The 4291-nt window shown below is 57.9% G+C and carries 3 protein-coding genes and 2 pseudogenes; 4 read left to right on the top strand and 1 reads right to left on the bottom strand.

Going from position 1 to position 4291, the window contains the following annotated elements:
• The 4 genes and pseudogenes from IBX54_RS13095 to IBX54_RS13080 form a co-directional block, all read left to right on the top strand.
• Window positions 1-100, top strand: a pseudogene (locus IBX54_RS13095) (succinate--CoA ligase subunit alpha); the annotation flags it as partial.
• A 148-nt stretch (window positions 101-248) separates the two neighbouring features.
• Window positions 249-1034, top strand: a complete 786-nt coding sequence (locus IBX54_RS13090; protein ID WP_296543100.1) for a Stp1/IreP family PP2C-type Ser/Thr phosphatase — start codon at window positions 249-251, stop codon at window positions 1032-1034.
• Between the two features lie 29 nt (window positions 1035-1063).
• Window positions 1064-1711 (top strand): FHA domain-containing protein, encoded by a 648-nt coding sequence (locus IBX54_RS13085; RefSeq protein ID WP_296543099.1) that lies wholly within the window; start codon window positions 1064-1066, stop codon window positions 1709-1711.
• 71 nt (window positions 1712-1782) lie between these two features.
• Window positions 1783-4155, top strand: coding sequence for an ATPase, T2SS/T4P/T4SS family (locus IBX54_RS13080; RefSeq protein WP_296543098.1), 2373 nt, complete (start codon window positions 1783-1785; stop codon window positions 4153-4155).
• 11 nt (window positions 4156-4166) lie between these two features.
• Here IBX54_RS13080 and IBX54_RS13075 read toward each other — a convergent pair.
• Window positions 4167-4291, bottom strand: a pseudogene (locus tag IBX54_RS13075) (16S rRNA (cytidine(1402)-2'-O)-methyltransferase); the annotation flags it as partial.

The following is a 4291-nucleotide window of genomic DNA, read 5'->3' as shown; positions in this document are numbered from 1 at the left end:
CGACACCGCTGAAGCCAAGCTGGCGGTGATGGAGGAATGCGGCTTCAAAGTCACGCGCAACCCGTCCGAGATGGCCAAGCTGCTCAAGGCCATGTTGTAGCCTGAGCCTGTGAAGCGAGGCATTTGACATGGTCAAAGCCATAAAGCCGGATTTCCTGATGGACAATCCGGCTTTGTTATTTCTGGAAGTGTCATATCGCAGCGGCAGATTTTCTGTTCCCCCTGCGTGCTTGGCTGATGGATAAATCATGTACTACACCTTCTGTGCCAAAACCGATCCGGGCCTGATTCGTCGCAATAACGAAGATGCCGTGCTTGTTGACGAAAATTGCGGCGTGGCCGTGCTGGCGGATGGCATGGGCGGCTACAACGCGGGAGAGGTCGCCAGTGGCATGGCCACCACCATGATTGCAACCGAACTGCCCCGATGCTTGTCCGGCAGCGCGCCACTGAGTCATCCAGCCGACCTCTGCCGCGCCCTGGCAACCAGTGTCGATAGGGCCAATCAGGCGATTCTGCAAGCAGCCACCGACAGCTCCGACTGTGCAGGCATGGGCACCACCCTGGTGGCTGGTATATTTCAGGTTGATCGCCTGTACTTGACTCACGTGGGAGATTCGCGCTGTTATCTTTTGCGCGACGAAACCTTGACGCAAATCACCACCGACCACTCACTTCGGCAGGAGCTGATCGACGCCGGTTTGATTACTCGCGAAAAGGCGGCGCATGCGCGGGGTCGAAACCTGTTGACCCGCGCCCTTGGGGTGGACGCCAAGGTGCCAGTCGAAGTCCGCACTTTTCAGGTTGTTCCGGGTGATCTTTACCTGATGTGCTCCGATGGATTGACCGATATGGTGGATGATGCCTGCATGACCAGTCTGATGGTTCAGGAGAAAAACATGGCCAAACTTGCCTCTGCCTTAATTAATCTGGCCAATGCCAAAGGTGGGCGGGATAATATTGGCGTTATATTAATCCACGCCATAGATGTGCCAGACAAGCCTGGCAAGTTGTCGCGTTTGTTTGCCGGTTAGTCAAATACACATGTTTACAGGAGCTGTTTGTGCCCAAAATCACCATCAAGCTTGGCAGTGACATCCTTCAGGAAGTCCAGCTCACCAAGGAACGAACCACTTTGGGGCGGCGCCCCTACAGCGATGTCGTCATGGAAAATATGGCGGTCAGTGGTCAGCATGCCTGCCTGGTGCTTGAAGACCAGCATGTGAGCATTGAAGACCTCCACAGCACCAACGGCACTTATGTCAACGGCAGCGCCGTCAAAAAGCAGGCGCTGCAAGATGGTGATGTCATTGAAATCGGCAATTTCACCATCAAGTTTTCAGCCAACTCGGGCGACGTGGAAGACCGCGTGGAAGATCAGGAGGGTCTGAGCGTTAACGCCGGCCTGGTGCCCACGCCACCGGCAAGCCCGGTTGAGCCAGCCGCCGACCTGATCGGCCGCATCAAAGTCATCGCCGGTCCAGCCGTCGGGCGCGAGTTGCGCCTGACAAAAATCGTGACGACGTTTGGCAAGCCCGGTGTGGCGGTGGCTGCCATCACGCGACGTGAACAGAGCTACTTTGTGCATCTGGTTGGAGGGGCTGACGCGCCCATGCTCAACGGTTCCCCGGTTGGCCAGGAACCCAGAATGCTGAGTGAAGGTGACCAAATCACCTTGAGCGGCACTGTCCTGCAATTCTCCCAATGCTGACACGCGACGCGCTCATGCTTCAACCTGGCAGCTGACCAGGTACGGCTTGTGATGTGCAGGCACGCGCCAACATGAACGCTCCCAACCAACTTTCCAATCTGGACCAAGGCGGCATGACCGTGGAGGCGCTTTTTTACAAGCAGCTTCAAGAAATTACCGCTCGCATCTATGAGACTGACAACATTGAACAAATCATGTTGGAATCCAGTCAGGATATTTGCAGGCTGTTCAATGCTGATCGGTTGACGCTTTATGTGGTCAACGAGGAGCGCACTGCCATCACCTCCAAGGTCAAGACCGGGCTCAATAGCAGCCGTGATCTGAAGCTGCCGATCGCGCCCAGAAGCGTCGCCGGGTATGTGGCCTTCAGTCAAAAGCTGGTGAACTTGCCCGATGTTTATGACGACGACGCACTTAGAAATCTGCACCCGTCGCTGACCTTCTTCAAAGAGGTGGACAAGCGCTCAGGCTACCGCACACGGCAAATGCTGACGGCGCCGATCCTGGCGGACGACACGCTTTATGGCGTGCTGCAAATCATCAACAGCAAAAAGAACCAGCCTTTCGGCACGCTCGATGTGGAAGGTGCCACCCAGCTGTGCAAGACCCTCGCCACGGCCATCCGGCAGCGCATCCTCAAGCAGGAAGACAGCGTGCGGCGCATGGTTACCAAATACGACGGCCTGGTCACCAGCGATGTCATGAGTGCGGCAGAACTCGAGCACTGCCTGCAGCAGGCGCGCAAACAGGGTTTGACGGTCGAGCATGTGCTGCTCACCGAATACCAGGTGCGACCGGCCCAGATCGGCCCGTCGCTGGCCAAGTTTTTTGGTGTGCCCTACGAGCCGTTCAGCGAGGGCCACGTGCGCTCCGAGGCGCTGCACAGCGCGCTCAAGCGCGAGTTCATCGATGAGCAGGGCTGGTTGCCGCTGGAAGAGTCGCCGGATGGCCTGGTCATCATGTGCCTGGACCCCGAAGCCGTGCGCAGTTCGCGCATCGTGGCCCAGGTTTTTCCGCGTACGCCGAAGTTTTCTTACCGGGTCACGACGCGCTACGAGTTCATGCAGACCCTGGGCCAGATTTTTGGCGTGGAGGCCGAGAGTGGCAGCATCAGTGACATGCTGGCCGACATGGACAGCGCGCCCATGGACGATGGCAGCAACGACGATTCGCTGGAGTCTGCGGCGGCTGACAACGAACTCGTCAAATTTGTCAACAAGGTTATCCTCGACGCCTACCACCAGGGCGCCTCCGACATTCACATCGAGCCCATGCCGGGCAAGCTCAAAACCGGTATCCGCTTTCGCATCGATGGTTCTCTGCAACCCTACATCGAGGTGCCGGCGCATTTCCGCCAGGCCATGGTGACGCGCCTGAAAATCATGTGCGACCTCGATATTTCAGAGCGCCGCCGCCCCCAGGACGGCAAGATCAAATTCAAGAAGTACGGCCCCATCGACATCGAACTGCGCGTGGCTACCATCCCCTCGGCGGGCGGTGTTGAAGACGTGGTGATGCGGATACTGGCCGCTGGCGAGCCCATTCCGCTGAACGAGCTCGGCCTGACCCCGCACAACATGGAGCGGGTGCTCAAAACCATCTCGAAACCCTACGGCCTTTTTTACGTGTGCGGCCCCACCGGTTCGGGCAAAACCACCACGCTGCACTCGATCCTGAAAAACCTGAACACCCCCGACACCAAGATATGGACCGCCGAAGACCCGGTTGAAATCACCCAGAAAGGCTTGCGCCAGGTGCAGATCAACAAGAAGGCGGGCATCGACTTTGCGATGGTCATGCGCTCATTTTTGCGCGCCGACCCCGACATCATCATGGTGGGCGAGTCGCGCGACCATGAAACCGTGGCGATGGGCGTGGAAGCCTCGCTCACCGGCCACCTGGTTTTCTCCACGCTGCACACCAATTCGGCGCCGGAGTCCATCACGCGCTTGCTCGACATGGGCATGGACCCGTTCAATTTTGCCGATGCCCTGCTGGGCATTCTGGCGCAGCGCCTGGCCAAGAAGTTGTGCGTCTGCAAAGAGGCCTATGTGCCTGATGCCGAGGAGCTGCGTCTGTTTGCCATGGAATACGCCGACGAATTGCGCCATTCCGCCAAATGGAAAGATCATTATGAGGAAGAGCTGGGCCAGCTCATTGCCAGCTGGCAAACGCAATTTAGCGCCGGCGGGCCGCTCAAGTTTTACCGCCACGCCGGTTGCGACAAGTGCCATCAAACGGGTTACAAAGGCCGGGTCGGCCTGCATGAGTTGCTGATTGCTGACGATGGCATCAAGAAACTGATTCAGGAGCGCGCCCGGGTGGCCGACATTTTTGCCGCAGCCGTCGAGGGCGGCATGCGCACCCTGAAAATGGACGGCATGGAAAAAGTCATGATGGGGCTGACCGACCTGAAGATGGTGCGCTCGGTTTGTATCAAGTAGCAGGCTTTGCCCTAAGCCGCTTTGTCTTTCAATGCCAAAGCCAGTTCGTAAAGCGCATTGCGCGGCTCGCCGGTGATCTCAGCGGCCAGTTTGACGGCGGTTTTGAGCGGCAACTCGGCCAGCAGCAATTGCAGCA

Origin of the sequence: Rhodoferax sp. (assembly GCF_014859475.1) — a bacterium.
Taxonomy (GTDB): Bacteria; Pseudomonadota; Gammaproteobacteria; order Burkholderiales; family Burkholderiaceae_C; genus Rhodoferax.
The sequence above is the reverse complement of the archived record's forward strand: the minus strand, read 5'-3'. Positions and strand labels throughout refer to the sequence as shown.

What these genes read in the sequence shown, in the direction of transcription:
- IBX54_RS13080 (WP_296543098.1), top strand. Translation starts at nt 1,783, where the DNA reads ATGAACGCTCCCAACCAACTTTCCAATCTGGACCAAGGCGGCATGACC.
- IBX54_RS13090 (WP_296543100.1), top strand. Translation starts at nt 249, where the DNA reads ATGTACTACACCTTCTGTGCCAAAACCGATCCGGGCCTGATTCGTCGC.